The sequence below is a fragment of the Pedobacter steynii genome, assembly GCF_001721645.1.
Taxonomy (GTDB): Bacteria; Bacteroidota; Bacteroidia; order Sphingobacteriales; family Sphingobacteriaceae; genus Pedobacter; species Pedobacter steynii_A.
Window position 1 is genome coordinate 5,868,195 of record NZ_CP017141.1, and the last position, 26,901, is coordinate 5,895,095.

Below are 26,901 nucleotides of genomic sequence, written 5' to 3' on the forward strand. Positions count from 1 at the left end.
AATAGAATCCATATGTAAGTTGATTACTGGTTTATTACCTTTCGGAAAGTCAGGTTAATACGCCCTTTCATAGGTGTTGCAGACTTGGCGATCCTGTGTTCCCAGTATTTCTGCAGATCACCTTTCATAAGCAGTAATGAGCCATGCTCCAGTTTTATAGAATAGCATTGCCTATGATTATCTTTATTCCTGAAATCAAAATTCCGTTCCTGCCCAAGACTTACTGAAGCTATTTCTGTTTTCAATCCTGGAATGGTATCCTTATCGGCATGCCAGGCGACAGAATCGTTTCCGTCCCGGTAATAATTTAACAGGACACCATTAAACACCATGCCCGTATGTGCTTCGATTTTTGCTTTCAAAGATAAGAGTTCCGGTGTCCAGGGTAAGGGAGTGCGTTTATCTTCTGAGCGGATACGACGATCACCAAACCAGGCTGAAAGCCTTGGCGTAAGTACTTCTTTTTCATACATCATTACTTTGCTTTGCTGCCAGGGAACCGTTTCTAATAGATGGTTCAGGAGGATATCACTTTCTGTCCGGCTAATGAAGCCGGGCGTATAATCCATCAATTCCTGTGGCAGCATCAGCTGCTCATAATCATTAAAAAGTTTATGTTGCATGTGATTATCATTTAAAATTTCTGCCACCAGCAAAGAGCTCTGTCTGTATCACCTTTTTTCCTTTTGATTTGGGGACATACTTGCGGAAAGGCTCTCCACTATTCTCATCTGCTCGCGCTAACGTGAGCACATCTGGCTCCTGATCTGTCTCAGTTAAACCTTGCAACAGGTCAGATAAATTAAAACAGCGTTTTACTACAACGTGTGTAACTTCTCCCTCTCGTTGCAACTGGCCTTCAACCATAAGTAGCCTCGATCTTAATATTTCCTTCCGGTAGTGATCGAAGAGCTTTTTAAACACCACCAAGTTAGCTACGCCGGTTTCATCCTCTATAGTAATAAAACATATCCCTGATGCTGTGCCAGGTCTTTGCCGGACTAGTACCAGACCAGACACCCGTACCAGCGTCCCGTCCGGCCATAGTGCCAGTTCTTTATTGCTTAACACATGGCGATTGAACAGTTCCTGGCGTACAAAGCTTACCGGATGTGCTTTGAGTGATAGCGCAGTGCTACCATAATCCTGGACCACATGTTCTGAGAGGGACATTTTAGGGAGCTGGATATTCTGCTCTTCTGCATGGTTTACTTCATGGCCTTCAAATAATCCTACAGGACGATCAGCAAGTGCCGAAACTTCCCATAAAGCCTGCCGCCTATCCATGCCCATAGACCTGAAGGCATCGGCATCCGCAAGTTTTTCCAAGGTTGCCAGGGACAATCCTGCCTCCATTAACGTAAACATGTGGCTATAAGTTTTGTGCCTCTGTTCTATCAACAAGGTTATCTCTTCTTCCCGTATACCGCCGATCTGACGAAAGCCCAATCGCATGGCACAGTATTTCCCAGCTTTTTCTTCCAATATATTGTCCCACATTGAAAGGTTGACATCAACCGGGCGCACTTCAACCCCATGTTTTCTGGCATCGATAACGATTTGGGCAGGTTGATAAAATCCCATTGGCATACTATTCAACAATCCGGCGGCAAATATTTCCGGGTAATAGCACTTCAGCCAGGAAGATATATAGACCAGCAATGCAAAGGATGCTGCATGGCTTTCCGGAAAGCCATAGCCCTCAAAGCCCTGGAGCTGCTTGAATACCCGTCTTGAAAACTCCTCTTCATAACCACGGGCGACCATACCGTCTACCAGTTTCTTTTCATACAGATGCAGTTTGCCATTGGCTTTAAACGATGCCATACTTCTTCGCAACTGATCAGCCTCTGCCGGTGTAAAGCCTGCCGCGACAATCGCGATTTCCATTGCCTGTTCCTGGAAAAGCGGCACCCCCAAGGTCCTGCCGAGTATCTCTTCGAGTTCTTTGGATGGATATTCTACCGGCTCCTCTCCATTCCTGCGGCGCAAATAAGGGTGTACCATATCGCCCTGGATCGGACCTGGTCGTACAATAGCCACTTGAATCACCAGGTCATAAAAGCATTTCGGACGTAAACGAGGTAGCATGGACATCTGCGCACGGCTTTCAATCTGGAAAACACCTATGGTGTCGGCATGGCTAACCATATCATATACCTTCTGGTCATCCTGGGGAATGTTGGCTAAGGTTAAATCCAGCCCATAATGTTGCTTTGCAAGATCAAAACCCTTTCGGATCATGGTCAGCATGCCGAGTGCCAATACATCCACCTTTAAAATACCCAATGCTTCCAGGTCGTCCTTATTCCATTCCAGCTGTGTCCGGTTTTCCATCCTTGCGTTAAGTACAGGGCAGATATCCGAGAGCAGGTTATCGGTGATCACAAAGCCTCCGGTGTGCTGTCCAAGCTGACGCGGGAAACCGACGTATTGCTGCGTCAAGTCCAATACTTTTAACAGGTGCGGGTTTTTGGGATCAAAGCCTTCGCTTGAACCTGTTTTACCTTCGAGCCACTCCGGTGTCAGCTCATAGCCGGACTTCGATAACCGGTCTACAGCATCAACGGATAATCCCATTGCCTTACCGACATCACGCACTGCTCCTTTCCAATGCACCTGGGTAACTGTGCCAACAATGGCAGCATGTTCCCGGCCATAATCTTCATAGATGTACTGGATAATTTCCTCGCGCCGCTCATGTTCAAAGTCGACATCGATGTCGGGCCATTCCTCCCGGGCATCAGACATGAACCGGGAAAACAGCAGGCGCGATTTCATGGGATCAACTGCAGTTATGGACAAACAATAGCACACCGTTGAATTGGCAGCGGAGCCCCGCCCCTGGTAAAGAATGCCAAGTTCCTGTGCCTTCTGCGTATACTTATAAACCCGTAAAAAATAAGCAGCAAGTTTTCGTCGCTCTATAAACGCAAATTCAAATTCAAGTTGCTTTTGAATTTTTTCTGGTATTACTGCTCCATAGCGGTTATGCGCGCCTTCGAGGGTGAATTTTATTAACCGCTGCTGTGGTGTAAGTCCGTCAACGATCTTCTCCTCCGGCTCTATATATTTCAGGCTATCGAGTGAAAAGGTGCAGGCCGCTTCGATTTCCTGTGTTCGCCTGATTGCGTCCGGATACTGGCGGAACAAACGTTCCATTTCCTGGGCAGGCTTCAGATACCGCTCCGCATTTTGGTGCAGCAGATAACCCGCGTTGTAAATCGTACGTTTCTCCCGCACACAGGTTACTATATCCTGAAGCTCCCGCCGCTGATGGCTATGAAAGTGTACATCATTTGTGGCTACCATAGGTACGCCTATATCCTCTGCTAATTCAGCAATCCGGAATAATTTCTTTGCATCATCACCCTTATAAGAAAAACAAGCGCCCAGGTACAGATTTTCACCGAACATGCTCTTATATTCTTTTACAGCGGATTTGAAAGCTGGATCAAAATCAAATTCATGGTTTAATTTTCCAGGGAGTACGGTTATAAATTTAATACCTGCATTATAGCGAAATACATCTGCTTTGTATATCTCACAGCTGCCCTTTTCGGTCCGCAGGTTCCCCTGGGTGAGAATTGCAGAAAGATTACTATATGCCTGCTGATCCGTGGGATACGCCAGCAGGCTCGGACCGTCGATAAGATCCAGCCTGCAGGCGACAATAATGCGCATGCCAATTGCCTTTGCTGCAACATGCGCCCGTACAATACCAGCCAGCGTATTATGATCGGTAATGGCAATGGCAGTATAGCCAAGCGCTGCAGCTTGTTCTACCATTTCTTCGGGGTGTGCTCCTCCCCTTAAGAAACTGAAATTTGTGGTAACCTGTAATTCTGTATAACTCATAACATCCTCCTTTCACTTAAGCAAAAAATCCATGTATAAACCACTCCGGTTCGTGATTTTCATAATGGCCTGAACGGAATACCCAATAACGAGCGCCCTGCTCATCCTCAACCCTATAATAATCCCGGATCAGCCCCTGTTCGATCCACCATTCCCGTTCAATCCTTTCCGGTCCGTCTGCCTTTCTGATCTTATGGATCTGGCCTTTATAAATAAATAGCATGGGGGGATAATCCGGTATGGGCGAAGTCACCTGGATAGGCTCTGGTTTAGCTAAAAGGCATACCGGCCTTGGCTGATCATCCGGCCAGGTAATGGCCGGTTTTTCCTGTAAAGAGGAAGCCTCCCGAATAGAACGTTCAGGCCAGTAATGCTCATCTGGCAGATACCGGTGTATTGCTCCTGCGCCAAACCTGCCGGCTATTCTATCCAAAAGACTAGCAATAGCAGTATGTTTCTGATTGCTGGCTGCCCACAGGCTTTCCTGCTGAATGGAAAGGTCTTCTACTACCGGCGCTTCCAGAACGAAGAGCTCTATTCCTAATCCAGGTCTGATCGTTGCTATCTTAAGCTGGAATAATTTAAACAGGTGTTCTATATTTCTGACCGGCTGATTGGTGCCTATTTCGATCTGCTGCACTTCACCGTCAATCCGGTAGCCCCTGAATAAAGATTTTCTCAGTCCTTTACCTTCCCGGAACAGGCGTTGACAAAGGGCTTCCAATAAACGACGCAAGGCAATCTCTATACCGGTAGCTGTTCGTATCGGCTCCAAACTGGGCAAGCGCTCCTGGAAAGGTACGACGGGCTGTATCGGTTCAATCTGCTCGGGAGCTGTTCCCAAAGCCTGGTCTAACCGGGTTAACAGGTCGGCACCGAAACGCCTGCGCAGTGCAGTCCGTGGCATATTGATAAAACTGCCTATCCGGTAAAGACCGAGCTTTTGTAATCGGGCAAGTATCCCTGCTTCCAGGCGCAACGCTGCCGGGGGCAATTGTAAAATGGCATCAGCATGGGCACCCAGCAGAATAATTGGACTGATCTGTCCAAACCGGGATACGGCCCAGGAAGCGCCCACGGTATCTGCAATTGCAGCACGGACTTCATAACCTGCTGACCGAAGCCTGGTCTGTATCTCTTTGAGGTAGGGTGGCTCTCCTCCCCAAAGGTGGGCGCAGCCGCTGATATCCAGTATCAGGCTATCCGGTAAATCTATTGCTACAACCGGGGTATAGCGCAGGCACCATTCCGCTAATGCGCGCAGTAATTTTTCAGCCCTTAAAGGGTTATCATCTAATACCTCCACTTCCGGCAGTATAGCCCTTGTATCTGCTACGACCATGCCCGGTTCTATCCCTTTAGCGCTGGCTACAGCGCTGCATGCCTTCACAACCATGCGTCCGCGCTCCGCCGCCGCCAGCACGAAAGGTTTTCCTTTCAGCTCTGGTTTACGGATGGCAAGCTGATCCGTCGTTAAATGACGGAACCATATTGTTAAATAGCGCCTGGACATATTATACGGCTTGGTGAATGAAGTTCTTTTGTTTGTCGGCTGTAGTGGCAGGTGCAATATGTTTGAAGTGACCAGCTACCCATTGCAATTGCCAGTTGCCGGGCTGTCCATTACGAACTTTCTGCAGATCCACATTCCAGCATGGATGACCGACACCTGGAAGACCATACAGATTACTGACAACCGGGGTGATCTGCCAGCGGGATACACAGGCTATGTTATCTATCTTACGCGGATTGCGCCGGTGCAAAAAGCCGGTTACCCTGCTTTTTTCAACAGCCAACTGCAGCCGCCTGGATTCGGTCAGATTAATTTCTTTCAGTTCTGCTACGACAACGGTTAGTTTTTCGCATTTTAAAGCCTCTTCTACCGCCCACAGTACATCCCTGTCCCATTGCAGATCAACAAAAATGATCCGGTCCGGATCAAGGCCAAAAGCCCTTAAACCGGGTGGGAATAACTGGCGCCCGGTACCCACCCAAAGGCAGGTGCCGTCCTTTGGCATTAAATGCCCCATCAGTCCGGCCATAAAGCCGGTTGTAGCAGCAGCGTCGGCAACTGTGGGGCTGATAAACTCGTGTACCGCAGCAACTGGGAAAATCTGGTTGGGAAAGGCATGTTCCAGGGAGCCAAGTCCCGTATCCCGGCGGTTGTAATCCAAAACAGGCCGGAAGCCCTGCATGACAAGAATATCCTGCCGCAGTTTTTCGATCAATTCTTTTTTATTCGCCGCTTCCATCACAATTAAATTTAATTTCCTACATTTGACACGATTAGTGACAAAGTGTTGACATCAATAATAGCAATACAAAATGAACAACCAAAAAGTTTTTTTCCCCACCAATATTAAATTCCTACGGGAACGGAAGAAATTAAGCCAGGAAGCAATGGCTGAAATCCTTGGTATTGGGCGTTCTAAGTACAATGCACTGGAAAATGGGCAGACCAAAGCCCCTCAACCCGAAGACCTCATACATTTTTCAAACACATTTAAAATAAGTATTGATTCTTTGCTAAAAATCGACCTTTCTAAAATTTCGGAGCTTAAACTTCGGGAATTAGAGGCAGGAAGTGATATTTATTTGCAGGGAGGAAATATTCGTGTCCTGGCGATTTCTGTAGATAAAAATAACAAGGAAAATATGGAGTATGTCCCTGTCAAAGCAAAGGCTGGCTACAGAACAGGCTTTAATGATCCGGAATTTATTGCCGCATTACCAAAATTCTCCATGCCGAATCTACCGAAATCGGGTACTTTCCGTATGTTCCCAACAACCGGAGATTCCATGCTGCCTATTCCGGAAGGTTGTGATGTGATCTGTAAATTTGTTGCCGATTGGTTACAGGTAAAACCGCGCACACTATGCATTGTGGTATTAAAGGGAGAGCAGGATTTTGTATTCAAGCTGGTAACGATCGGCTCAGAGGGAACAGTATTGTTGGAATCATTAAATAAGTTGTACGCCCCATATACCGTTACCGTTTCTGAAGTACTGGAAATATGGCAATTTCACAGTTATCAAACGCAGGAAGTGCCAGACACTCAGACCGATCTAATGGAAATTAAACGAATGATCAGTTCTCTACAGGACCAGGTACTCAAAAAACTGTAGAGCGAACTCGAAACCAAACTTTAAGAATCAAATCGATATCAATAGTTTTGGCACTTTTGTTGCCTCCGAGAAAAGAATTAATTAAAAATGTTACAGCCCATAAGTTTTGAAACGGAGAAGTTACGAGTCCATTCATTTCGAACCAGCGATGTTGAAAATTACAAACAATTAGCTCTCGAAGTCCTTCCTATTCTATCTGACCCTTTTACTCTCAGGTTTGTTCCTGAAAAGCGCTTGAATAATATTGAAGCAGCCGAAGATTATATAAAAACCATGTTCATTAATCACCATGTAGGACGAAACCACTTACATTTTATTTTTTCGAAAGACATGGATCGTGTGATTGGTATTGTTGACCTGATCGCTCCAAAAGTTGTTGAAGAACATTACCAGCTGCCTGAATATCCGTATTTCATTGAATTTTATCTTCTTGAAATGCTTAGTGGAAGATTGGTAATGACAGAACTGTTACCAGAAATTATTAAGGAAGTACAGCGCCAGGGCATTGAGAAAATAGCAGCTGTGGTAAATAGACAAAACAAGGCTGCTATAAAAGTATTACAAAGGTCCGGCTTTCAATTACAAGCCTCGTTTGATATTATTCAGGATTTGTATCTTGTATCCGTCTCAGAACCAAATCCGTAAATTTTGCATCATGAAACTCCCATTCCTGTTCATCTTACAATAAAGGCTATTTGAAATCAATATGGGGTCTCAATGCATCAATGAGAAATTGTGTCATTTCATAATCCGCTAGCTGAAGTGTCCTGGTTATTTCGTTGGGCGCTAGTCCAGTCTCTTCCATAAGATCTGAAACATCAACGTCATCTTTGATACCCTTACTTATTTTTCTAAATCGTTCCCATATATCCTCTTTCAGAGAACATTGCTTTTCCATGTCTGTATATGTTTTATAGGGAGGAAAATCAACACCTATGGCTTTGATGAAAATATCACCAAGCTCACTCTCAATGGTTATAGCGGGAACCGACTTCCCTCCGCTCTCGATTGAATCAGCTTCGATCAGCATGGCTGTCAGCTTGATAAAACATAGAAAATCTTCCGGGCTACTAGACCATTCCTCAAATCTTGCAAACATCAGGAATAGAATGTCTTCGCGAATAATCATAGGATAACGATGTGGAGTGACGATTAGAATTTTAATTCTCACAAAAGTATTAAAAGAACCATAAGCAAGGATTAAATATTGCTGTTTTAAGTCAACCATAGGGCTTAACCCGATTCTTTCTTTTAATTGTAGGATATCTTTACTACATGGATCAGAAAGAAGAGATTATATCCTACTAATTTGTTCTTTTAGCACTTAATCTAATTATTATTATTGGAGCATTTATTTGATAATATTCAAAGGCAGGCGGTTTGTATTTTATATAAATGTTTGATTCATTAAATATGAAATATGCGACGAATCAGGTATTAGTTTGAATCAATACAGCCAAGAACCGTAAAAAAGTATTGTCATTTTTATTACCTATAGTAAAAAGGGGGATTATATAATATCTTCGGAGCATATCATGACCATATCCTGGTTAGGCAATAGCTCGGTTGCCACCTTGCTGACCATGTTCGATCTCATGTATAGAGGCAATTTGAAGGTCAAATGATTACCAAAGGTTAGAATATTGTATTTGCTTTGGTCGGCGCAGGTATTAACATCAATGCAGTGGCTTAAAGTCCTGTTGTAATGAACTCAGGAATCTCAATAGCCCTGAGACATGGGTTAGAAGGAATAACTCTATTTGGTATCGGATTACGTCCTGTTGGTTATACATGATCTGAAATTGACAGAATGCCTCATTAATTAATAATTTGACCAAGTGATCATTTAATGACAAAACCACCTCGGTGGGTGGTTTTATTATTAGTCTGTGGCTTCCTTAAGTTTACCTATAATAGGGTCAATCCAATCATCAGGAATAGAAGCCATGAACGGGGATAAATTTTCATCGACATACATTCGCTTATCGCCCATTTTTACCTCCGCCATTTGACCATAGTCAGATTGTGCATGGAATTCATAGGTAAAATAATGGCACTCGCCATGTATGAGTACTGACATTTTACTAAGTTGCATGAGATATAACCCTTGAAAAAATCTTATGGGCGTTAAGGAAGTCACAATAAATAGTGCATACACCGGGGTTATTTATGAGGGCGAATATCCGAGATAATTGCTGCGTACTTCGGATAGATTTTTATTTGGAGTTAGCTGCCGTAATACCGACTACCGCGTCAATAATATCCTGCACCTTCTCCCAGCTTAATATCTGCTCGTCGGTTAGCGCCGGAAATCCTCGATATTGTAGCTCCTGCTCTACCGTAAATCCAATTAGATTAATTTCATGACGAGATAAACCGAGGTCATCGGCGAGACTTGCCCCTGGAGCAAGGTAACGTTCAACTTTCTCTGTCGGACATGCTTCCAAGATACTGTCTAATACCATAAGATCTGTTTCTGTTAGTTTTTTCACTAGTGAGTATTAGGTTGAAAATCGAGTAAAAGATTTCTCTTCGTCTTTTCAATGATCATGTATCTGAATGCAACTACTCCATAGTATTATACGATGCGACTCGGATATATGTGGCTTGTTGGTTATTTAAAAATATACAGTGTTTTTTAAGAAAAAACGTATGGATTCAACCATACAGATACTCACTTCAGAAAGAACTCACAGCATTTCTTTATTACTTTGAACGCCAGAAGTGATCGTATTCCTTTTCATATCCTAGGATTTGCCTTAGTTTTTTGATTACAGGAGGTATCCACTTTTCGGACATATTTCCATCAATAGCAGCAAAATGCTGGTCAACCTCCAAAGTCATATTTTCCGACCAAACCTTTCCGACCTGTCCGAATTCATTTTTTGCAGTGTCGAAGTTGAAATACCGAACCTCTCCATTACTAGCTACAGGAATCTCCTTATAAAGCATCTTTACGAATATTTTGATAGGTGGTAATTTCAGAAAGCTCTTTACTTAATTTCAATCCAGGCCGGTGCATGGTCGCTTGCTTTTTCCCAGCCCCTGACGTGTTTGTCCACGCCTCCTTTTTTTAGTGTTTCTGCAATGAGCGGGCTGAGCAGAAAATGATCCAGCCGTAAACCGGCATCGCGTCCGTAAGCATTGCGCAGGTAATCCCAGAAGGTATAGATTGGTTCGTCAGGATATAACGTTCTTAAAGCATCAGTCCAGCCTTGTTTCAACAGGTTTTTGTAAGCTGTCCGGATCTCCTTACGAAACAACGCATTATCCAGGTATTTTTCAGGCTTGTAGACGTCAAGTTCTGTGGGCATCACATTATAATCTCCAACCAACATCACGGGCAGTTCCATTGCCATTAGTTTTTTTGCATGTGCTGCCAGCCGCTTAAACCATTTTCTTTTATACTCAAATTTGGGTCCAGGGTAGGGATTACCATTGGGTAGGTAAATACAGCCTATGACTTTTTGAAAGGTAATGGCTTCTATGTAACGGCTTTGTACATCTTCCGAATCGCCAGGAATTCCCCGCCGAACCTCCTTGATCTCGTCCTTGGATAAAATAGCTACACCGTTCCAGGCCTTCTGCCCATGCCAAATAGAATTATATCCCGCCTTTTTAATTGCCGCTGCAGGGAACCGATCTTCCGGAGCCTTTAACTCCTGCAGGCATACTATATCAGGTTTGGCTTCTTTGAGCCATTTAAGCAAAACAGGCAAGCGTCCATTTATACCATTTATATTAAATGTCGCTATTTTCATGATTGTGCATTTGCTGCTAAATCCCTGATGTCTTGAATCATGTTCGGTATAGCTTTGTGATAAGAATGATCCATGCCGGAAAGCAACCTGTAATGTGCCTGTGGCATTAACTTCTGGTAGGTTTCAAAATGATGCTTGGGGATTACCTCATCGGCGGTTGAATAGTAAAAATGAACATTATCCAGTTTACTAAGGTTACCTAAAAAATCATCCTCTATCACATATTCTGAAACATCCCAGTTCTGATCCTTCCAATAGGGCGCACCAAACAGGATCATTCCAATTACATTATCCGGAACCGGCTCCCGGGAAAAATGTTTCAATATAACAGATGCTCCTAATGAATGCCCAAGCAGGATGACTTTGCCGGATAACTCTTTCAGGCCTGCCATCAAAACGCCATCCCAAGATTCATAGCTGGGGTTGTCAGCATCCGGTATAGGTGGATAAATAATGTTAAACCCTTCGCCAAGTTCAGCCCTAAGCGCATCGACAATAATCTGTTCCTCTTCTGTCGTTACCAGACCCGCGCCCTGAATCAATAATATTTCATAGCTCATTGGCCTTAGTTTATGATGGCAAGTAAATACTCCATATCTACTTTTTCAGATAGGCTTCAATCTTTTGACGGTCGTTTCCAACGGCCTTAATGGCTTCCAGCACTTCAGCTTTACTTACACCAAGCTTTGTGGCTAAATATGATACTTCATATTCCTGGTCTGCCGCAACCTTGTTACGGTCCTGACCTCCTGTTTTGTCTTTATTATCTGGCATAGCTTTATTGTTTAAAATGGTTAGTCCTTATCTTTGGTTTTCTTTTTTTCCTCGTTTTCAAAATATTCCCTCGCAAGCTTAAGCCCGGTTGCAATCGCAGTGCCTTCCTCTTCTCCTTCTTCGAGCATCGCATTGGCAATCTCTACTGCTTTTTCCTGCAGCTTTAGCGGCTGGTTTTTATATGATGGCGGATAGTCTCCATTGTACCAAGGCATAAATCCTCCTATTTTTTTACTTTTTCAATTCCCTCAATATGTCCCAAATGCGCTTTAAGCGTGGGAAGCGTTTTAATAATAAAAGCCTTGATATCAGGGTCTGTTACCTTTTCTTGTGCTTCTTCAAAAAGCTTGATATCCTTTTTATGATCATTTACCATCAGTTTCACGTAAGCTTTGTCAAAATCTTTTCCTTTTTTTTCAGTAAGGGCATTGAGGATTCTCTGGTTTTCCTCACCGAGTACAGCAGGGAGAACGATGTTTTTTTGCTTGGCCAGCACTTTCAATTCCTCGTTTGCCTTGGAATGATCACTGACCATCATAGACCCGAAATCCTTGACACTGGGATCTATAGCTCTTTGCTGCGCCATTTTACCAAGGTCTACTTCAGCAAGGCCACCTTCAGCTGCATCTACGGCAAATTTTGAATCTTCTTCTCCTGGAACAACCTGGGTGCTTGCAGTAATGGAATCCCCTGGAATGCTATCAGTTTTTGACCGGTTCATACTGTCAGCAGTTTCCTTACTGTCCATTGGGGCATTGCTGCAACTTTGCGTCATAACTGTTGATAAAGCGATCAGAGCCAAATAGGTTATCTTCTTCATGTTTAAGTATATTGATTGAGAGGTAAACAACTCGGTCAGCGAATTGGTTTCTTTATTACCATTATAGGTATGTTAAAAACTCGTAATTCATTAATTGTCTTTACCTACCGGTAATTGGACAATGCAGAAAAGGTTATCGTCCGGATCGGCCAGTACGACAAAATCGTCGCCTGGCTCGTAGTGCCAGGGGTATCTTCTCGCCCCCAATAAAAGCAAACGTTCTACCTCCTCTATTTGGTGATAGGTATAAAGATCCAGATGAAGCCTGCTGCGTGGGCCGCTACGCTTATCAGCAACTTTTTGCAACGACAGGTTACTTCCATTACCGGTAGGATCAGTAAGAACGACCCATCCACCCTCTGCAGGTTCCCTTGGGATATAATTTAATCCAGCCGTCCAGAAATCCATCATTTTCTCAAATTCATAACAGTGGATCACAACGGAGCCGATTCTTAGATTCTGTTGCATATTGATTGATTTATAATTCTTTATCTTTTTCCTGACGCCTGTTTGATAATTTTGATTAGATCAATACCCTTTCCCAATACCGGTTTAAAGATATCGCCTTCAGCCCGAAGCCTTGCTACAGCATTTTCAATCGTAAAATCAGACATCTTCATTCCCTTTTTCACTTCATCCCAATGCAGAGGCATCGATACTGTGGCACCGGGCTTTGGCCTCACTGAATATGGCGCCGCAATAGTTGCATGTGCACGGTTCTGCAGGAAGTCCAGATACATCTTACCATTCCGATCCTTTACCGTTCTTTCCAGGCTGGTAAACTTGGGTAATTCACGATGCACCAGGGTCACAATGACCCTTGCAAATTCTTTGCTTTGCTCATAGGTGTATTTATTACCCAAAGGAATATACACATGCAAACCGGTTGACCCACTCGTTTTTGCGTAACAGGGAACGCCTATATCATCGAGGATGGCCTTCGTGACATTTGCTGCCTCAATTACCTGGTCGAAGGAGTTCTTATCGGGGTCAAGATCAATGACACACCAAGTGGGATGATCCGGTTTTTTCGTGGTACTGCTCCATGGATTTATTTCTATACAGCCAAGACCGGCCATATACAGCAATGTGGCTTCATTATTGCCAAGCAGGAAGTGTTTATCTGTCTTATCACCTTCGCTATGGTACAAATAAGTATCCAACCAGTCCGGCACTTTGCCGGTGACATCCTTTTGGTAAAAGCTTTTACCGGTAACGCCATTGGGATGGCGGTTAAGTGATTGCGGTCTGTCTTTTAAATACGGAAGCATATATGGTGCCACCTGATAATAATAATTGATCAGGTCGCGTTTGGTATACTTTTCCTTCGGCCAGAATATCTTGCTCAGGTTAGTGAACTTCAATTCATGGCCACCTATTTTTTTGACCTGGGTTTCTTCTTTGGGATTGAGCAAAGTCTTTCTTTCTCCTTTGCCTACCGGAGTTATGTATTTGCTTTCCTTTGCATCGGCGATCAACTCCTGAGTTTCGACTTCTTTTTCAAGCACTACTTCCTTTGCTTTTTTGTCTGAACGCATCCCTTCAAAAGACGGGTGGCGCATAACGCCGTCCGTGGTCATTTCGGTAAAGCTAACCTCACAGATGAGTTCCGGTTTTAGCCAGGTGGCGGTGGCCTTTGGCGGGTTGGGCCGGAACCGGCTGGGCTTGTTCACATCCGGCTCTTCTGTGAAAGGGGGCGTTTTTCTAATCAATGGTTTGAACTGCTGCAGCATTTCCTTTTGCTGTTTGATGTTAAACCCGGTGCCGATCTTGCCGGTATAGACGAATTTCCCTTTTTCAAATACACCTACCAGTAAAGAGCTAAATGGCTTGCTGGTGTCGATATTGGTGGTGTATCCGCCGATTACCACTTCCTGACGCTTATTGGCTTTTATTTTCAGCCAGTCCTTTGTCCGGTCACCTGCATTGTAATGGCTATCCTTACGCTTTGCCATGATTCCCTCCAGGCCCATCTTCTTTGCAGCTTCCAGGAACTCAATACCTGAAGTTTCAAAGTCCCGGCTTAGCTGTAAGATGGAACTTTCAGGAACCAGTTCAGAAAGTATCGCCTTTCGTTCAGTTAGAGGAAGATCTTTTAAATCATACCCATCATACCAGAGAATATCAAAAAGATAATACAGCAACGTGCCGTCTGCTTCGCTGCGCCAGTTCTGCATAGAGCTGAAGTCCGCTTGCCCGTTTTCTTTTACAACGACAATCTCTCCATCTACAACCGCGTTGATACCCCAGGCTTTTAATGCATCGTATACCGGGTAGTACTTCTCATTGAAGGACTTGTCATTCCTGGATTTGATCTCCAATTGCTTTTTATTCATAAAGGAGACTGCACGGTATCCATCCCACTTCACTTCGTAAAGCCAGCCTTCGTCGTCAAATGCTTTGTCTACAAGGGTCGCAAGCATTGGCTTTACCTTGGTGTAAAACGCTTGCTTCGTCGCTTTTTTAAGTATTGACTTTAACCGGTTTCCGGCAGGTGCAATACTTTCACTTTTCTTTGCTACAGCTTGTGTAACCTTTGCAACAGATGTCGGAGTTTTTGGTTCTTCCTCGCTGCCGGAGCCGCTATTGGTGCGAGACGTTTTTTTAGAAGACTTCTTATTTTTGATAGCGGCGTTCTTTTGAGGGTCATCTTTTCCATAGATATTGGTTGAAGTTTTAGCAATCTGTTCAAGTGTCTTTTTTGATAAAACTGACTTATCTTTTAAAGTGATATCATCTGTTTTTGCATACTTGTCCTCAAGTTTCATCAGCAGCCAACCGTTTTCTCCTCTGCCATGAGCTTTTACCAAGGCGTATTCCCCCTTTAGTTTTTTACCTTTCAGTTTGAATTTAATCTTGCCGGAATGCAGCTGATGCAAAAGTTCGGTTTCCTGCTTTTTCAAATCACCGTCCACAGGTTCAGCCAGTTCATAAGTGCCCTCGTCCCACACAATCACTGTTCCCCCGCCATATTCACCTTTTGGAATGATACCTTCGAAATTGCGGTAATCGTAAGGATGGTCTTCAACCATCATGGCCAGGCGTTTTACTTCCGGATCTGTGGAGGGCCCTTTCGGTACCGCCCAGCTTTTGAGCACACCACGCATCTCCAGGCGAAAGTCATAATGCAAATGGGAGGCGGCATGTTTCTGGATAACAAATCGCAACTCGGTTCCGGACGGCTCACCGCCAAATGGTTCAGAAGTTTTACGTTTCGATCTCTTGGAGTTGTATTTGGTGAGACTCATAAAATAGTGTTTACTGTCAAATCCATAACACGTTTAAATTCAAAATGTTTGGTGACTCAAATCGACACATTTCTAAGAATGGTTAAACTTTGAGCAATAACTTCTGGCATTTTTACTTGCCATAGCACAATCGGCATCTAGCGGTGGAAGCCTCATCATTTCAAAATATGCTAACTCAGCTAAGCACTTGATCATCTCAGTTAGTGTTTAGTGAAAATTTATACAGCGCTTGAGCACTGACTTAAACGCGTTTTCCAAGGCAATTCGTTAGATTCTCAATTGATGATACAAATTATCATACCAGTGGCATGTTTATTGTGATTGTTAAAAAACTTTAAATTATGTCCTCATTTAACGCAAAACTACTTTTTACAGATAATCCAGGTAAGGAATATTCTGTATTGCAGTGTAACTATTCTTTCCTTCAGAAAACAGATGATAAAGGAAGACCCAGCTCTCCGGCTTTGGGTGGTAACGTATATCTCACCCTAACAACCCCTCCTGATGATTTCCTATTAAAATGGATGGTTGACAGCTATAAGCGAAGGTCCGGCTTTATTAATTTCTTCAAAATTGATGAAGAGGCGACTTTTCAAAAAGTAGTATTTACCGGGGCATATTGCGTAGAATACCACACCAATTTTAACGCCGAAGGTTCTGCGAGTATGGTTACGTCTATTGTCCTTTCTGCACAGAAACTGCAGGTCAATGGAGTGGACCACAACAACGACTGGCCAGACTAACAAGAAGAAACTAGGATATGGTTAACAAAGGAAAAATAATATTGGTCAATGGGTATTGGCAAAATACCTGGCTGGGTAGGGAATTTATCGGCTCAACCGCGCCTAACAAGGATTATTGGAACAATGGAGATTTTAATGGCTATGCCAATGCTGCACAACGTTTCTTTGGTTTAAATGAAAATATCAATGATGCCTGCATCTGCTTAGATGCGTCAAGTTTGATAGTATTGGATGATAACGGATCAAGTAGAGCCGAGAGAGGCCATGATGAATATACTACTTATGAATGGGCAGGCAGAATGTATAAGAAAATCAGTGATAGATATGGTTATGGGTTACCTGAAACTTCGGGGCTCCGTAATAAAATGCTTGCTTCAGAAATTAATAAGAAAAGATTAGCCAGCCTAACTTTAGGCATGAATAAAAGCCAGCATGCTTTTTATTTAGTTGGACATAGTGAAGGCTGTGCCTACGCCGCAGGCTTAGCCAGATTATTACAAGAAAAGGGTTGGAAGGTTAATTTCATTGTATACCTCTCCTCTTATGACAGTGGCACTTTTGATAGTCCAAAAGGTATAAAAGCTTACCAGTTAGGATATACAGCTAAATATTTCGGAGATTGGGCAACTAATAATAACCCTATACGAAGCGGCGTCGAGCGCACTGCTATCGTATATAAAAATTGGGGTCATGCTGAAAAAAAAACATCATTAAAAGACGAGTATGGACGTGCAAAGGATGACTTTCAATATGCTCACGGCTCTACCAAAGGAGCTGAGGTTTGGATTCACCTGGAAGACTTACGGACTTTGATATTGAGAACAGGGAGAACTTACGGAACTACCTGGCAGGAACAGATAGCACAGTCAACTCCCAACCATACCGTATTTGCATTTTATAACGGGGTTAAATTGAACTATAAAGAATACATGGATTCTGAAAATGCAAAGTACAATCAATACAATCACAAAAAACATTATTACTATCGTTAATCAAAACTATGTTTTCAGACAAAACGCTTCAAGAGTTTATTTACCCGGTATTAAAGATCGCTCTATTTATAGTTAGTTCCTTTATTCTGCTCTTTGCACTGAATATGTTTTTGGGAACTAAAGAAGAATATGAAAGACTAACTCGGGAGTACACCTGGTCCAGAGTTTTTGCAAAGGGTCTTGTTTTTATCATTATACATTCTATAGCAGTACTGTTTTTTTTTATAGTCGGGAAGGTTTGCAAAGTATTATTCAACAAAAAGGCGTACTTATGGTTATTGGCAATTCATCTTTTTATTCTAATCATTTCATTAACCATACTTCTTTAAAGCTTGATGTTCAAATTGTGTAGAACTAATGCCTTTCAGCTAAGGCTACACAATCTAAATGCTCTCATAAATCTCAAAAAATTGAACAGGCGTAATTTGCAAGCCCTTGCAAAGCGCAATAACTGAAGTAAGCTCCAGATTAACTTTACCCTTTGAAATTCGCTGAACTTGTGCATATTCCAACTCAGACGCCAACGCAAGTTTACGAAGGCTCAGGCCTTTCTGCTCTATCAACTTTAAAAGTGCTTCGCCAAACCTGGCCTGAATTTCAACCTTATTCTCCATTACGGCCAATCTCTGTGTTTCATTGAAAATAAATGACGTATGATCATACATCATTCCGTAATTAATTGTTACATTAGAGCAAGACGATTGAAAGAATATGATGAGAATAAAGAAAAACCGGGTAATTATAGAATTTCCCGACCTATCTGGCTTCGAAGAAGACATTATCTACAGACTTCCGACTGAATTATCTAAGTTGCTACAGTGCGCAACGATATTACAGGTGGAGCACGGATGGGAAACAGACACGACCTTTTATAGCGTTTATTCGTTATTGAATGCTATACATCCGACAATGCCGCAGGTACAGGCACTTCATTTTAGCGCAACGAATAAACACGAACTGGACAGTAAAGATAGAATAGGATGAGGGCAATGGTTATTGGCGACATTCATGGTGCTTATAAGGCGCTGGAACAGTGTTTGGAAAGGTCTGCGTTTGATTATGAGCACGATATATTAATACAGCTTGGAGATATTGTTGACGGTTATCCGGATGCGTTTGAGTGTGTCGAAGAGTTATTAAAAATTAAAAACCTGATCTCCATTAAGGGCAACCATGACCAGTGGTTCGACGAGTTTATCAGAACTGACTTTCATCCATTCTACTGGACATATGGTGGCAAAGGAACACTGATCTCTTATTTGAAACATGCAGGTAAGGAAGGGCGTTACTTCGCTACGGGAAGTGGGTTTAAAACTTCATTGGAATCTTCAGACATACCTGAAGCGCACAAAGATTTCTTTAGAAATCAACAGCTATATTATATTGACGATATGAACCGTTGCTTTGTTCACGGTGGCTTTGTGCGGGATGTTCCTTTTATTCATCAGGCAAAATCAGAATATTACTGGAACCGGAGCCTATGGAGCGAAGCGTTGGAGCAGCAAGAACACGGCGCTGATGCGTTTACCATTGCAACACAGTTCAGCGAGATCTTTATAGGTCACTCTCCGACCACACATTGGGGAACGGACAAGCCCATAACTGCGTTTAATATTACCAACCTGGACACCGGAGCCGGGCATTCCGGGCGCTTAACGATTAGGGATGTAAATACAAAAGAATTCTGGCAATCAGATCCTGTATTAGAACTGTATCAAGAAAACTTCCGTTAGTGAAATATGTAATAGTTTTATTCCATTGACTAGCACTGAAGTGAATCAGGTAATGATCTTGGTGTGGATATTACAACACTTAGGCGATCTTGCTAGTTTAAGAATGTTATAATTGCCTCTCCATTCTTTGCCGCAAGAGTATAAAATTGTTGTAGGTTAAAAAAGAAGGGATTCAGATAATCAAACGCTTCATCTCCCTCTTCCCAAATTTCCGGATAGATACCTAATTCAGTCATTCGAATCGGATCGAATTTTTGTTTTAAACGCTCAATGTTAATTCCTGCAATCTCATTATTTAAAACATCAACTTGTTCCGGTGTCAAATAATGGGCGGGCCCATAACCCAAATCCTGATCTTCATCAATAAGCTGACCACTGAAAAGAACTTGTACAAGCGGATGTTCTGAACTTGCTACACTATCCCCTGTTAGCAAATAGACTATTCCATCCCATGCCTTATCAATGTCAATCGAATTAGGATCTTCTTCGTTGCTGTAAATCCGGTCCTCCAATAATGAACTGTCTTTTAAATAATCTTCTAATTCGCTGTTAGTCACTCTAAGCAACCTGCCGATCATACTCATAAGTCAAAATAAGTTTATGTTTTGCAAACATAAAGCAATCATCCGTATTTCGTGCCACTGGCATTATATTATTGAATTAAATAGCATACACAATCATTAGCTTCTGTTCGCGAGCCACGTCTGTTGATATCAAATCTTATTGCCTTTGTTCCCATACTCCTAATTGTAGTAGCGGAAAAAATTCTAAAATCGTTTTTCTGTATTGTTATTGTTGACGCTATTTTTTCTTTGTTGCAGCTGGTAACCCATACCGGCAAATCCTATTGCAAAAAGTATAAGTACCACGGCAACTAATTTGCCAAGCCGCTCAAGCCAAGTGGTGGCGACTGCCTTCCCATAGCTATCATAATGCTGTAACCCTCCAGGTCCTCTCCTATAGAACCGTCTCCGATTTATTGACGTGTTTACCACAATGCCGACAATAAATAGCACGGCTGCTATTACATAATACCAATTCACCTGTCCTCCTTCCTCAATAAATTAATACTTATTCCTTTTTCTAATTTAAGATTTCCTAAAGAAACATCCTCATGTTTCTGCAAATAAATCTGCAACGTTTCACATTAATAGCAGATTTAGAATCGCTCCACTCCCACTTTTGCTTTCGTAACCCGATGGTCCGATAACATTTGCCCCTTTTATTCACGCAACAGAAAAGGAGGATAAAATGGAACGGCAGAAGAAGGTCAGGCACGGAAGTCTTTTTAGCGGTATTGGCGGCTTCGACCTGGCGGCAGAATGGATGGGATGGACAAATGTATTTCATTGTGAATTCGATCTGTTCTGTCAAAACGTATTGAAGTATTACTACCCAAAATCAAGAAGTTATGGAGACATCAAAAAAACGGATTTCAGGGCGCACCGGGGCGGCATCGATATCCTCAGCGGCGGTTTCCCCTGCCAACCATATTCCATCGCTGGAAAGCGGCTCGGAACCGCTGATGAGCGCCACCTGTGGCCCGACATGCTTAGAGCAATACGGGAAATCAGGCCAATGTGGGTTGTGGGCGAGAACGTTCGCGGAATTATTAGTTGGAATGACGGGCTGGTATTCGAGCAGGTGCAGGCTGACCTGGAAGCTGAAGGATACCAGGTACAGGCGTACGTACTTCCTGCTGCAGGTATCAACGCACCGCACCGGAGGGAACGGGTCTGGTTTATTGCCTACCGCGACAGCGATGGATGCAACCGGGGCAACAGCCCAAATGAATTCCTCGCAGATGAAAGAGGGCAGCATGCATTCAGTGACCCTAAGCAGGGCCCTGGTCATGGGCCTTTTACCTACACCGATTGCATCAGAAGCAAAACGCGGAACAGTCAGGCAACTGACGATCAGCGACGGAAAGATACAGAACCTCTCCCCGAACGGAATGCGATTCGGCATAGGGATACGCCAGCTGGCAGAACAGGGGCTACTACCGACCCCGCTATGCTCGGATGCAACGACCGGCGCGATAATTGGCAAGAACGATCTCTTCAAAGCGACAAAGGGGCTGCCGCGCAAGATCAATCAGAACGGCAAATCAGGAAGTGTAGGCCTGGCTCGGCTGGTGCTGCTGCTGCCGACACCGGTGGCCCGGGACTGGAAGGGCAAACAGGCGAGCGAGTATCACCTGGAAGGGAGAACAGAGCTGAAAGGGAAAATAAGGAGCCTGCCGGGTATGGTAGAATACCGGGATGGCGAGACTTCCCGCAAACTGAACCCACTATTTGTAGAGGAAATGATGGGATTCCCGGAAAACTGGATTTTGATGCCCTTTTTGAATTGTACCCCTCAACCATAATGCCCCTTACATTTCCGAAGTGGCGTACCGAAAGTATAAAGGCGCTCGGCAATGCAATTGTGCCGCAACTGGCTTTACAGATATTTAAAGCAATTGAACAAACTATGAGAAAATTAAAATAATGCTGTTATGAAAATTGAATTGAAAAATATAAAACATAGCCCTTCCCTTAGCGAAGAGACGGAAGCATTTACCGCTAACCTTTATATCAACGACGTGCATGCAGGCTATGCAAAGAATAATGGTCATGGCGGTTCAACCGACTATTACCACGCAGATGAAAAAGGTAGGGATCTCATCCACGAGGCAGAAGAGCATTGCCTCAGCCTACCTGATAAACAATATCCGGCAGCCTATGGCATGGATGCCTACAGTCTAAAAATGAACCTGGAGCATTTTATTGATGACTTACTAAGCAGCCACCTGCAGGAGAAGGAAAACAAAAAGTTCGATAATAAAATAAATAAGGCAATGATCAATGGTATCGTCTATGGTTTACCCAATGATTCATCGGTAAGTATTGTGGCTTTCAAAATACCGTTATCACAACTGCTCACGCTTCCTGTAGGTCCCGATTCAATTAAGAATGCAATTATCAAGAATGTGTTACCGGATATAAAACCTGGTGAAATAATTCTGAATACCAATATCCCGGAACAGATTCTTAAAGATGCAGGATTAAAAGAAGGGCAATACATGGTGCCGCAGAAAACTGTTGCTCCAAAGCAGACCCAGAAGAAAGGCAAATCGCTATAGGCTTAGCGAACATATTTTAGACAAATCCTCACTGGAAAAAGAGAAACCATAATTTTTTAAACATGGAAATTGAAATTAAAAGAATAAGTTTTAATCCCAGGATTGATGCACAATCATTTGCTGCAAACCTGGTAGTCGATGGCGTGAAGGCCGGAAATATTGTAAGCAATAGTGCAGGTACCCAATACTATCCGGTAAATGAAAATGGACAGGCCTTGATTGAAAAGGCAGAGAAATTTTGCGAAAAACTTCCGGCCAAAACAATTACCGTGGATGGTAAGCCGCAGGAAGTAAAGCAAAACCTGCCGGCATTTATCGGTGATCTTTTTGCAACACATCTTCAAACACTTGAAAAAATAAAATACGATAAAAAGGTAGATATCGCCATGAAACAGAACATCGTTATCGGTGAACCGCTAAAGTATATTCGTACCGTACCGACTAAGAGTCCAATCAGTCTTTTGGCACAAACTACAAAAGGACAAGAGTTTCTTTCTGAGATCATATCCCGCCAAGTGTTACCTGGTTTGTCCGCTAATGAAAAGCTGCTCAACACCAATATATCGGAAGATATCCTGAAAGCAGCTGGATTAAAACAAGATCAATACGTCAGGCGAGCAGATATACATCAGGAGCTTCCGAAGCAACAAACAAAAAAACAAGGCAGAAAAATTTAGGATTTGTCTTTTCAAATTTAAGACAAAACGATAAACAAGAATTTTTTAAGAGCGGTAAAGAATGGCAAGTGAAAGAGAAAAAGTAGCAAATCTGGTCGAATTCCTTTCTTCCATAGGGTTTCATGGAGAGCGGCTCGAGCAAGGGATCAATAAGTTGATCGAATTAAATCCAGTTGGTTTTAGGCTCGACCATAAGGTTCAGTACGGAGAGGAGACCATGTTCTTTGAACTTCAATTTAAGAAGGACAGGCAGTTTAATGCCTATCGCCTCGAACAATACAATGCCAGGCATCGCAAGGCCATAAATATTGAATCCACAGTTATCAATGGCATCAATACGGATGTTTTAGAATTGCGGATGCAGGGCCTGGATTGGGAAACCTATTTTAAAGCTCCTGATACCATTGCCCCTGCCGCTTTAAGAAATATTGAAGATGCAAAGGAGATGCTGAGTAAATTATCTTCCAGTCAGAACTTCGACGGGATGAAGATTCGGGATGCACTAATGTTTAAATACTGGCCGGAGAGTGCCTTTGCAGGTTCCCTTTCCAATTATGATGATTTCCGGCAGCTTTATGAAGGAAAAAGAGACTTTCATGCGGGAGAGTCCGGTATTTGTAATTGTAACGATGCTTACATGCATGTGTCCGGGAAGTTCGAAGACCTACATGAAAAACTGCTGGAAATGAAGTTGGATGAATATGCAGGTGTCGATACCTATGATGAACTGACCCGCCTGCTTGCTGATAATCCAGATAGCTTCGAGATCAAATGTGCCAACAATAACTCGGAGGCGTATGCGGAGTTTCTTATCCCTGTCACTAAAACAGATGGCTCGTATAGTATCGACGAGTATACCGTCAGCCTGCAGGTTTATCCTGATATAGAGTATGGCATATATAATGGAGTGAACACCCTTGAATTGGAGAAAGCAATGCAGGCTGTTGACTGGTCCAAGGACGGTGAATTATTTGTACTTCATGAGGACCGGGAGCCAGAGTTTTATCCAGAGGTTGAGCAAATACAGCAAAAAATGTATCAGCTGGAACAGGACGAACAAGGAGAACCTATCTCCTATCTTCTGCAATTAAAATACTGGCAATACACCTCATGTCTCGAATCGTTCATTCAACCTGGAGCTGATCAACTGATGGATTCCCTGCCGAAAATTGAACGCAGGTTTCCTTGTGAGCTGGATGCTGGTATTGCCTGGAACCTGCTTTGTGGCAGAGCCGTTCTGGATAAAAATGTGTACCCGTTTCTTCCAGAAGCTGTAGATTGGCTACGTTTAGACCGCCAGCAGTATACTGGTGAAAGAAACCTTGCCTTTACTGAGGTCGGGGGGCTTTCAGCTCAAGAACTTGGACAGCTGATAAGACAGATGCCAATCTTTGCTGACCGGTCCGTGCAGTATCGATTGGAGAGAGGCGACCTGGTGCCGGTTACCTTAAACAATCAAAACAAAATACTGCTCCAAGCCAATCCCGAACAGAAAACTATAGATGTATTTACCACAGAGAGAAGGCCAATCCCAGTGAATCTAAACTTCGATCCGGACTGGAAACCAGTTCACATGCCCTCCGATGGATTACAAAACCAACAAGAGCAGTCAACCCGAAGGCAGATTAAACTTATCGCCGATGTGAAGGGTGTAAAAAGAAAAGGAAAGGGAATATGACCGAACATTTTAGAATAGTTCCTGCCTTTTAGGAGTACAAAAAAGGCAAAGAATATAGTCAACAACGGAAAAATGAGTATAAAAATTATCTAAAAAATAGAGCAATGGAAGATATCGGAAACGGATTTACGGCTTATACGCTTGAAGACCTGGGAATCTTGGTGACTGAGGCGGAAAGATTAAGATCCGGCGTAGGATTTGAGCATTATTTAAGAGATGAAGGTTATAAAAAGAAGTCGGAGTTTGTATACATACATAGCGAACCCGAACAAATAATTGAGCTTACTCAGAACAAAAACCAGATTACCTACGCCAATAATTTGGATAGAAATGATAAAGGTAATTTTATAAATTTCCTGCAAAACCGGCACCTCGAAGTCGGTCGTATTATTCCTAATGAAAAGATCCACACTTTTCTCAGCGCGGTTCAGGTAGCCCTCCAATATGAACAAAAGGCTCACTCGATAAAAATCTCTCCTGTAAAGCCTCCGATGAAAATAAAACGTAAAAGCAAAGGCCTTTAACAAGGCAAGTATCCATTTAAATAGGTAGAACACACTTCTGGGGTGTTCGGCAAGATGTAGGATTGTTGACAACAATCCGATCTTGCCCTGGCCGCCGTATGCGGTCCAGGGAAGCAAAAACCCTCCGGAGTCGGGTTTTTTATGATTAAGCTTTAAAAGAGGAAGAGATGAAAGAGAGAAAGAGCGGGAATTTAAAGTTTAAGGTATTTGCCAGAGTAAGTAAAGAACATTTTGATGAGCTTACTGCTTTGCTGGCAAAGTCCACCTGCAGGACCATGAGCGAATTGATAAGGGACATTCTCGAAAAGCGGGAAATCCGGGTACGGACTTTTGATCATTCTCTTGCTTCCGTAATGACAGAGCTTTCGCTGCTGCGCACAGAACTTCATGCCATTGGTATAAATATAAACCAGGTTACGCATCGTTTTCATCTTGAAGATAGCGCCGAAGGCAAGCTATTCCAGGCCCTGGAAATTGCAAAATTATACCAGCAGACCGACCAGAAGGTTGCCGACCTGTTCGTAATTATCTCCAATCTTTCTCAGCGATGGTTGCCCGGATCGTAAGCGGGAAAAGTATAAGGGGTGTTCTGAATTACAATGAAAACAAAGTTAAGAATTCAGAGGCTGCGCTGCTAATGGCCGCAGGCTTCCCGCGCGGTCCGGAAGAGCTTAGTTTCAAAAATAAGCTGGAAAGATTTGAAATGCTGATCCGGCAAAACAAGATGACGCTTACCAATGCAATGCACATCACCCTCAATTTTTCTCCGAAAGATGTGGTCGATGAACTGAAGCTTCAGGCCATTGCAATGGATTATATGGATCGGATCGGCTTTGGCAGCCAGCCTTACCTGATATACCAGCATTTTGATGCAGCGCACCCGCATATCCATATCGCTACTGTAAATATTGCGGACGGTGGTCAGCGCATAGAAACCCATAACATAGGAAAGAACCAGAGTGAAAAGGCCCGTAAAGAAATTGAGGTTAGCTATGGTTTAATCAAGGCGGAAGACCAGGTAAAGGAGACCGCCTTTATGATGCAGGCTATAAATCTGGAAAAGGTTATTTATGGAAAGGCTGAGACTAAAGCAGCCATATCTTCTATTGTCCGGGAGGTTACCGGAACTTATAAGTTCACTTCACTTCCCGAGCTTAACGCTGCTTTGCGCCAGTTCAATGTCCTGGCTTATCCTGGCGCACCGGGAACCAGAATGAACGAAAAGGGTGGGCTGGTTTATTGTCTCTTGGACGAAAAAGGCGAGGCAGCCGGTATACCGATCAAGGCCAGTTCCATATACTCCTCCCCGACTTTAAAGAACCTGGAGAAAAAATATCCTCAAAATAAAGAAGCCCGAAAGCCTTATGGCCAGCGGTTAAAGCATCTGCTTGACAAGGGTATCGATTCCGCAAAAAGCCGCGAAGAATTCGAAGCCAATCTCCGAACACAGGGTATCCGTATCCTGCTTCGGGAAAACGAACAGGGCCAGGTCTACGGCCTCACTTTCATTGACAACGCCACAAGGTCTGTGTTCAATGGCAGTGATTTAGGAAAGGCATACAGTGCAAAGGCTTTCCTGGAACGGTTACCGAGACTGACCGGCGAGCGTCCTGCGGAATCTGCAGCGCAACAACTTCCCAATGCACCATTTGATGCCGGACATAAAACAACCAAGACCAGCTTTGAACCCGCAGAAATAAAATATCCTGCCTCTGATCAGCCTGTCATCCTGACGCTGATCGACATAGCCCTATCTGATACCCACGAGGAAAATATGCCTGATCCTTTCCGAAGAAGAAAGAAAAAAAGAATACAAACTGAATAGTTGATGAGCCCTAAAGCC

30 protein-coding genes are annotated in these 26,901 nt (G+C 43.3%); 13 read left to right on the plus strand and 17 right to left on the minus strand.

Annotated features, from left to right (window positions below; translation table 11 throughout):
- Window positions 1-23: 23 nt before the first annotated feature.
- The 4 genes from BFS30_RS24285 to BFS30_RS24300 are packed head-to-tail and all read right to left on the minus strand — an operon-like array spanning window position 24 to window position 6,110.
- Window positions 24-623 carry an alpha-ketoglutarate-dependent dioxygenase AlkB family protein gene (locus tag BFS30_RS24285; RefSeq protein WP_069382648.1) on the minus strand — a complete coding sequence of 200 codons (600 nt, stop codon included), beginning with the start codon at window positions 621-623 and terminating at the stop codon, window positions 24-26.
- A gap of 7 nt (window positions 624-630) precedes the next feature.
- Complete coding sequence (locus tag BFS30_RS24290) at window positions 631-3,858, minus strand: error-prone DNA polymerase (protein ID WP_069381665.1); 3,228 nt, start codon at window positions 3,856-3,858, stop codon at window positions 631-633.
- A gap of 16 nt (window positions 3,859-3,874) precedes the next feature.
- Complete coding sequence (locus BFS30_RS24295) at window positions 3,875-5,371, minus strand: Y-family DNA polymerase (protein ID WP_069381666.1); 1,497 nt, start codon at window positions 5,369-5,371, stop codon at window positions 3,875-3,877.
- 1 nt (window position 5,372) lies between these two features.
- A complete protein-coding gene (locus BFS30_RS24300; RefSeq protein ID WP_069381667.1) occupies window positions 5,373-6,110 on the minus strand; it encodes an ImuA family protein in 738 nt (245 codons plus the stop codon).
- 73 nt (window positions 6,111-6,183) lie between these two features.
- Here BFS30_RS24300 and BFS30_RS24305 point away from each other — a divergent pair, with 73 nt between their 5' ends.
- Both BFS30_RS24305 and BFS30_RS24310 read left to right on the plus strand, forming a co-directional pair.
- Window positions 6,184-6,984, plus strand: a complete 801-nt coding sequence (locus BFS30_RS24305) for an XRE family transcriptional regulator (protein ID WP_069381668.1) — start codon at window positions 6,184-6,186, stop codon at window positions 6,982-6,984.
- Window positions 6,985-7,071: 87 nt separating this feature from the next.
- The gene (locus BFS30_RS24310; protein WP_069381669.1) at window positions 7,072-7,629 is read left to right on the plus strand and encodes a GNAT family N-acetyltransferase; all 558 of its coding nucleotides are present in this window, start codon (window positions 7,072-7,074) and stop codon (window positions 7,627-7,629) included.
- Window positions 7,630-7,675: 46 nt separating this feature from the next.
- Here BFS30_RS24310 and BFS30_RS24315 read toward each other — a convergent pair whose 3' ends face one another.
- The 11 genes from BFS30_RS24315 to ligD all read right to left on the minus strand — a co-directional run bounded on the left by BFS30_RS24315 (window position 7,676) and on the right by ligD (window position 15,587).
- Window positions 7,676-8,212: a hypothetical protein gene (locus BFS30_RS24315; RefSeq protein WP_069381670.1), complete on the minus strand. Its 537-nt coding sequence runs from the start codon at window positions 8,210-8,212 to the stop codon at window positions 7,676-7,678.
- 654 nt (window positions 8,213-8,866) lie between these two features.
- Window positions 8,867-9,064 (minus strand): hypothetical protein, encoded by a 198-nt coding sequence (locus BFS30_RS24320; protein ID WP_157263030.1) that lies wholly within the window; start codon window positions 9,062-9,064, stop codon window positions 8,867-8,869.
- 136 nt (window positions 9,065-9,200) lie between these two features.
- Window positions 9,201-9,476, minus strand: a complete 276-nt coding sequence (locus tag BFS30_RS24325) for a hypothetical protein (protein WP_069381672.1) — start codon at window positions 9,474-9,476, stop codon at window positions 9,201-9,203.
- Between the two features lie 214 nt (window positions 9,477-9,690).
- Window positions 9,691-9,936 (minus strand): hypothetical protein, encoded by a 246-nt coding sequence (locus tag BFS30_RS24330; RefSeq protein WP_069381673.1) that lies wholly within the window; start codon window positions 9,934-9,936, stop codon window positions 9,691-9,693.
- Window positions 9,937-9,977: 41 nt separating this feature from the next.
- Window positions 9,978-10,745, minus strand: a complete 768-nt coding sequence (gene xth, locus BFS30_RS24335; RefSeq protein WP_069381674.1) for an exodeoxyribonuclease III — start codon at window positions 10,743-10,745, stop codon at window positions 9,978-9,980.
- Window positions 10,742-11,305, minus strand: coding sequence for an alpha/beta hydrolase (locus BFS30_RS24340; RefSeq protein ID WP_069381675.1), 564 nt, complete (start codon window positions 11,303-11,305; stop codon window positions 10,742-10,744). The genes xth and BFS30_RS24340 overlap by 4 nt, the downstream gene beginning before the upstream one ends.
- Window positions 11,306-11,342: 37 nt before the next feature.
- Window positions 11,343-11,519, minus strand: a complete 177-nt coding sequence (locus BFS30_RS24345; protein WP_069381676.1) for a DUF3606 domain-containing protein — start codon at window positions 11,517-11,519, stop codon at window positions 11,343-11,345.
- A gap of 20 nt (window positions 11,520-11,539) precedes the next feature.
- The gene (locus BFS30_RS24350; protein WP_069381677.1) at window positions 11,540-11,734 is read right to left on the minus strand and encodes a hypothetical protein; all 195 of its coding nucleotides are present in this window, start codon (window positions 11,732-11,734) and stop codon (window positions 11,540-11,542) included.
- An 8-nt stretch (window positions 11,735-11,742) separates the two neighbouring features.
- Window positions 11,743-12,339, minus strand: coding sequence for a DUF4142 domain-containing protein (locus tag BFS30_RS24355; RefSeq protein WP_069381678.1), 597 nt, complete (start codon window positions 12,337-12,339; stop codon window positions 11,743-11,745).
- A 90-nt stretch (window positions 12,340-12,429) separates the two neighbouring features.
- Window positions 12,430-12,807 (minus strand): VOC family protein, encoded by a 378-nt coding sequence (locus BFS30_RS24360; RefSeq protein WP_069381679.1) that lies wholly within the window; start codon window positions 12,805-12,807, stop codon window positions 12,430-12,432.
- Between the two features lie 20 nt (window positions 12,808-12,827).
- Window positions 12,828-15,587, minus strand: coding sequence for a DNA ligase D (ligD, locus tag BFS30_RS24365; protein WP_069381680.1), 2,760 nt, complete (start codon window positions 15,585-15,587; stop codon window positions 12,828-12,830).
- A 341-nt stretch (window positions 15,588-15,928) separates the two neighbouring features.
- Between ligD and tssD the strand changes: the two genes are divergently transcribed.
- Both tssD and BFS30_RS24375 read left to right on the plus strand, forming a co-directional pair.
- Window positions 15,929-16,330 (plus strand): type VI secretion system tube protein TssD, encoded by a 402-nt coding sequence (tssD, locus tag BFS30_RS24370; RefSeq protein ID WP_069381681.1) that lies wholly within the window; start codon window positions 15,929-15,931, stop codon window positions 16,328-16,330.
- A 17-nt stretch (window positions 16,331-16,347) separates the two neighbouring features.
- Window positions 16,348-17,322, plus strand: coding sequence for a hypothetical protein (locus BFS30_RS24375; protein WP_069381682.1), 975 nt, complete (start codon window positions 16,348-16,350; stop codon window positions 17,320-17,322).
- Window positions 17,323-17,705: 383 nt separating this feature from the next.
- On the opposite strand, the gene BFS30_RS27605 is transcribed toward BFS30_RS24375, so the two are convergent.
- Window positions 17,706-17,990 (minus strand): helix-turn-helix domain-containing protein, encoded by a 285-nt coding sequence (locus BFS30_RS27605; protein WP_167353192.1) that lies wholly within the window; start codon window positions 17,988-17,990, stop codon window positions 17,706-17,708.
- 43 nt (window positions 17,991-18,033) lie between these two features.
- Here BFS30_RS27605 and BFS30_RS27990 point away from each other — a divergent pair, with 43 nt between their 5' ends.
- Window positions 18,034-18,306, plus strand: a complete 273-nt coding sequence (locus BFS30_RS27990) for a hypothetical protein (RefSeq protein ID WP_069381684.1) — start codon at window positions 18,034-18,036, stop codon at window positions 18,304-18,306.
- Window positions 18,303-19,055, plus strand: coding sequence for a metallophosphoesterase (locus BFS30_RS24395; protein ID WP_069381685.1), 753 nt, complete (start codon window positions 18,303-18,305; stop codon window positions 19,053-19,055). The genes BFS30_RS27990 and BFS30_RS24395 overlap by 4 nt, the downstream gene beginning before the upstream one ends.
- A 92-nt stretch (window positions 19,056-19,147) precedes the next feature.
- Here BFS30_RS24395 and BFS30_RS24400 read toward each other — a convergent pair whose 3' ends face one another.
- On the minus strand, window positions 19,148-19,639 hold the full coding sequence (locus BFS30_RS24400) for a YfbM family protein (RefSeq protein WP_069381686.1): 492 nt from the start codon (window positions 19,637-19,639) through the stop codon (window positions 19,148-19,150).
- A gap of 667 nt (window positions 19,640-20,306) precedes the next feature.
- Here BFS30_RS24400 and BFS30_RS28045 point away from each other — a divergent pair.
- The 7 genes from BFS30_RS28045 to BFS30_RS24440 all read left to right on the plus strand — a co-directional run bounded on the left by BFS30_RS28045 (window position 20,307) and on the right by BFS30_RS24440 (window position 26,883).
- Window positions 20,307-21,545, plus strand: coding sequence for a DNA cytosine methyltransferase (locus tag BFS30_RS28045; RefSeq protein ID WP_069381688.1), 1,239 nt, complete (start codon window positions 20,307-20,309; stop codon window positions 21,543-21,545).
- Window positions 21,546-21,552: 7 nt separating this feature from the next.
- Window positions 21,553-22,179 (plus strand): hypothetical protein, encoded by a 627-nt coding sequence (locus BFS30_RS24415; protein ID WP_069381689.1) that lies wholly within the window; start codon window positions 21,553-21,555, stop codon window positions 22,177-22,179.
- A gap of 62 nt (window positions 22,180-22,241) precedes the next feature.
- Entirely contained in the window at window positions 22,242-22,856 is a 615-nt protein-coding gene (locus BFS30_RS24420) for a hypothetical protein (protein ID WP_069381690.1), read from the plus strand.
- A gap of 61 nt (window positions 22,857-22,917) precedes the next feature.
- Window positions 22,918-24,534, plus strand: coding sequence for a hypothetical protein (locus BFS30_RS24425; RefSeq protein WP_069381691.1), 1,617 nt, complete (start codon window positions 22,918-22,920; stop codon window positions 24,532-24,534).
- Between the two features lie 104 nt (window positions 24,535-24,638).
- Window positions 24,639-25,058, plus strand: a complete 420-nt coding sequence (locus BFS30_RS24430; RefSeq protein ID WP_069381692.1) for a hypothetical protein — start codon at window positions 24,639-24,641, stop codon at window positions 25,056-25,058.
- A 167-nt stretch (window positions 25,059-25,225) separates the two neighbouring features.
- Window positions 25,226-25,624, plus strand: a complete 399-nt coding sequence (locus BFS30_RS24435) for a hypothetical protein (protein WP_069381693.1) — start codon at window positions 25,226-25,228, stop codon at window positions 25,622-25,624.
- Entirely contained in the window at window positions 25,606-26,883 is a 1,278-nt protein-coding gene (locus BFS30_RS24440; RefSeq protein WP_069381694.1) for a relaxase/mobilization nuclease domain-containing protein, read from the plus strand. The genes BFS30_RS24435 and BFS30_RS24440 overlap by 19 nt, the downstream gene beginning before the upstream one ends.
- The last annotated feature ends 18 nt before the right edge of the window (window positions 26,884-26,901 follow it).

What these genes read in the sequence shown, in the direction of transcription:
- BFS30_RS24420 (WP_069381690.1), top strand. Translation starts at nt 22,242, where the DNA reads ATGGAAATTGAAATTAAAAGAATAAGTTTTAATCCCAGGATTGATGCA.
- BFS30_RS24350 (WP_069381677.1), bottom strand. Translation starts at nt 11,734, where the DNA reads ATGCCTTGGTACAATGGAGACTATCCGCCATCATATAAAAACCAGCCG.
- tssD (WP_069381681.1), top strand. Translation starts at nt 15,929, where the DNA reads ATGTCCTCATTTAACGCAAAACTACTTTTTACAGATAATCCAGGTAAG.
- BFS30_RS24395 (WP_069381685.1), top strand. Translation starts at nt 18,303, where the DNA reads ATGAGGGCAATGGTTATTGGCGACATTCATGGTGCTTATAAGGCGCTG.
- BFS30_RS24425 (WP_069381691.1), top strand. Translation starts at nt 22,918, where the DNA reads ATGGCAAGTGAAAGAGAAAAAGTAGCAAATCTGGTCGAATTCCTTTCT.
- BFS30_RS24290 (WP_069381665.1), bottom strand. Translation starts at nt 3,858, where the DNA reads ATGAGTTATACAGAATTACAGGTTACCACAAATTTCAGTTTCTTAAGG.
- BFS30_RS24300 (WP_069381667.1), bottom strand. Translation starts at nt 6,110, where the DNA reads ATGGAAGCGGCGAATAAAAAAGAATTGATCGAAAAACTGCGGCAGGAT.
- BFS30_RS24360 (WP_069381679.1), bottom strand. Translation starts at nt 12,807, where the DNA reads ATGCAACAGAATCTAAGAATCGGCTCCGTTGTGATCCACTGTTATGAA.
- BFS30_RS27605 (WP_167353192.1), bottom strand. Translation starts at nt 17,990, where the DNA reads ATGATGTATGATCATACGTCATTTATTTTCAATGAAACACAGAGATTG.
- BFS30_RS24345 (WP_069381676.1), bottom strand. Translation starts at nt 11,519, where the DNA reads ATGCCAGATAATAAAGACAAAACAGGAGGTCAGGACCGTAACAAGGTT.
- BFS30_RS28045 (WP_069381688.1), top strand. Translation starts at nt 20,307, where the DNA reads ATGGAACGGCAGAAGAAGGTCAGGCACGGAAGTCTTTTTAGCGGTATT.
- BFS30_RS24320 (WP_157263030.1), bottom strand. Translation starts at nt 9,064, where the DNA reads ATGTCAGTACTCATACATGGCGAGTGCCATTATTTTACCTATGAATTC.
- BFS30_RS24330 (WP_069381673.1), bottom strand. Translation starts at nt 9,936, where the DNA reads ATGCTTTATAAGGAGATTCCTGTAGCTAGTAATGGAGAGGTTCGGTAT.
- BFS30_RS24285 (WP_069382648.1), bottom strand. Translation starts at nt 623, where the DNA reads ATGCAACATAAACTTTTTAATGATTATGAGCAGCTGATGCTGCCACAG.
- xth (WP_069381674.1), bottom strand. Translation starts at nt 10,745, where the DNA reads ATGAAAATAGCGACATTTAATATAAATGGTATAAATGGACGCTTGCCT.
- ligD (WP_069381680.1), bottom strand. Translation starts at nt 15,587, where the DNA reads ATGAGTCTCACCAAATACAACTCCAAGAGATCGAAACGTAAAACTTCT.
- BFS30_RS24355 (WP_069381678.1), bottom strand. Translation starts at nt 12,339, where the DNA reads ATGAAGAAGATAACCTATTTGGCTCTGATCGCTTTATCAACAGTTATG.
- BFS30_RS24295 (WP_069381666.1), bottom strand. Translation starts at nt 5,371, where the DNA reads ATGTCCAGGCGCTATTTAACAATATGGTTCCGTCATTTAACGACGGAT.
- BFS30_RS24340 (WP_069381675.1), bottom strand. Translation starts at nt 11,305, where the DNA reads ATGAGCTATGAAATATTATTGATTCAGGGCGCGGGTCTGGTAACGACA.
- BFS30_RS24375 (WP_069381682.1), top strand. Translation starts at nt 16,348, where the DNA reads ATGGTTAACAAAGGAAAAATAATATTGGTCAATGGGTATTGGCAAAAT.
- BFS30_RS24415 (WP_069381689.1), top strand. Translation starts at nt 21,553, where the DNA reads ATGAAAATTGAATTGAAAAATATAAAACATAGCCCTTCCCTTAGCGAA.
- BFS30_RS24315 (WP_069381670.1), bottom strand. Translation starts at nt 8,212, where the DNA reads ATGGTTGACTTAAAACAGCAATATTTAATCCTTGCTTATGGTTCTTTT.
- BFS30_RS24440 (WP_069381694.1), top strand. Translation starts at nt 25,606, where the DNA reads ATGGTTGCCCGGATCGTAAGCGGGAAAAGTATAAGGGGTGTTCTGAAT.
- BFS30_RS27990 (WP_069381684.1), top strand. Translation starts at nt 18,034, where the DNA reads ATGATGAGAATAAAGAAAAACCGGGTAATTATAGAATTTCCCGACCTA.
- BFS30_RS24310 (WP_069381669.1), top strand. Translation starts at nt 7,072, where the DNA reads ATGTTACAGCCCATAAGTTTTGAAACGGAGAAGTTACGAGTCCATTCA.
- BFS30_RS24435 (WP_069381693.1), top strand. Translation starts at nt 25,226, where the DNA reads ATGAAAGAGAGAAAGAGCGGGAATTTAAAGTTTAAGGTATTTGCCAGA.
- BFS30_RS24430 (WP_069381692.1), top strand. Translation starts at nt 24,639, where the DNA reads ATGGAAGATATCGGAAACGGATTTACGGCTTATACGCTTGAAGACCTG.
- BFS30_RS24305 (WP_069381668.1), top strand. Translation starts at nt 6,184, where the DNA reads ATGAACAACCAAAAAGTTTTTTTCCCCACCAATATTAAATTCCTACGG.
- BFS30_RS24400 (WP_069381686.1), bottom strand. Translation starts at nt 19,639, where the DNA reads ATGAGTATGATCGGCAGGTTGCTTAGAGTGACTAACAGCGAATTAGAA.